Raw genomic sequence first — 1,567 nt, 5'->3', positions numbered from 1 at the left:
CGCGCCTTCTCCCCGAAGATCGCACGCAGCAGCCGCTCCTCGGGCGTCAGCTCCGTCTCACCCTTGGGCGTCACCTTGCCCACCAGGATGTCGCCGGTCACAACCTCGGCGCCGATCCGGATGATGCCGCGCTCGTCGAGATCGGCCAGCGCGTCCTCGGAGGCGTTGGGGATGTCGCGGGTGATCTCCTCGGGGCCCAGCTTGGTGTCGCGGGCGTCGACCTCGTGCTCTTCGATGTGGATCGACGACAGCACGTCGTCCTGCACCAGACGCTGGGACAGGATGATCGCGTCCTCGTAGTTGTGGCCCTCCCACGGCATGAACGCCACCAGCAGGTTCTTGCCCAGCGCCATCTCACCGTTGTCGGTGCACGGCCCGTCGGCGACGACCTGCCCCTGCTCGACCCGGTCCCCTTCGGCCACGATCGGCTTCTGGTTGAAACACGTGCCCTGGTTGGACCGCTTGAACTTCGCCACCCGGTAGGTCGTCCGCGTGCCGTCGTCGTTCATCACCGTGATGTAGTCGGCCGAGACCTCCTCCACCACACCGGCCTTCTCGGCCGTGATCACATCACCGGCATCGGTCGCGGCACGATATTCCATGCCGGTCCCGACCAGCGGCGCCTCGCTCTTCAGCAGCGGCACCGACTGACGCTGCATGTTCGAACCCATCAGCGCCCGGTTGGCGTCGTCGTGCTCCAGGAACGGAATCATGGCGGTCGCCACCGACACCATCTGACGCGGCGAGACGTCCATGTAGTCGACCTCGGACGGGTGGACGGCCTCGAACTCGCCGCCCTTGCGGCGGGCGAGCACGCGGGTCTCGGCGAAGGTTCCGTCGGCGTTCAGGCCCGTGTTGGCCTGCGCGACGACGTGCCGGTCCTCCTCGTCCGCGGTCAGGTAGTCGATCTCGTCGGTGACCCGGCCGTCGACGACGCGACGGTACGGGGTCTCGACAAAGCCGAAGGAGTTGACCCGTCCGTAGGAGGACAACGAGCCGATCAGGCCGATGTTCGGGCCTTCCGGCGTCTCGATCGGGCACATCCGGCCGTAGTGGGACGGGTGCACGTCGCGGACCTCGAAGCCCGCGCGCTCACGCGACAGACCACCCGGGCCGAGGGCCGACAGACGCCGCTTGTGCGTCAGGCCGGCGAGCGGGTTGGTCTGGTCCATGAACTGCGACAGCTGCGAGGTGCCGAAGAACTCCTTGATCGACGCCACGACCGGGCGAATGTTGATCAGGGTCTGCGGCGTGATCGCCTCGACGTCCTGCGTCGTCATGCGCTCGCGCACGACGCGCTCCATACGGGCCAGGCCCAGCCGGACCTGGTTCTGGATCAGCTCGCCGACGCTGCGCAGACGGCGGTTGCCGAAGTGGTCGATGTCGTCGGTCTCGACGACCACCGAGTTGTCCGGGCCCATCGTCTCCTCGCCGGCGTGCAGCCGGACGATGTACTCGATGGTGGACACGATGTCCTCGTCGGTCAGCGTGCCCTGGGTGATGTCGGCCTGGACGCCCAGCTTCTTGTTGATCTTGTAGCGGCCGACCTTGGCCAGGTCGTAGCGCT

1 protein-coding gene is annotated in these 1,567 nt (G+C 67.3%); it reads right to left on the bottom strand.

Annotation, left to right across the window (positions count from 1 at the left end; translation table 11 throughout):
- A partial coding sequence (gene rpoB / locus AB0J39_RS39475; RefSeq protein ID WP_363474322.1) for a DNA-directed RNA polymerase subunit beta occupies positions 1-1,567 on the bottom strand: 1,567 nt, incomplete at both ends.

Source organism: Microbispora sp. NPDC049633 (genome assembly GCF_040675265.1).
Taxonomy (GTDB): domain Bacteria; phylum Actinomycetota; class Actinomycetes; order Streptosporangiales; family Streptosporangiaceae; genus Microbispora; species Microbispora maris.
This window is presented reverse-complemented; position numbering and strand designations above follow the sequence as displayed.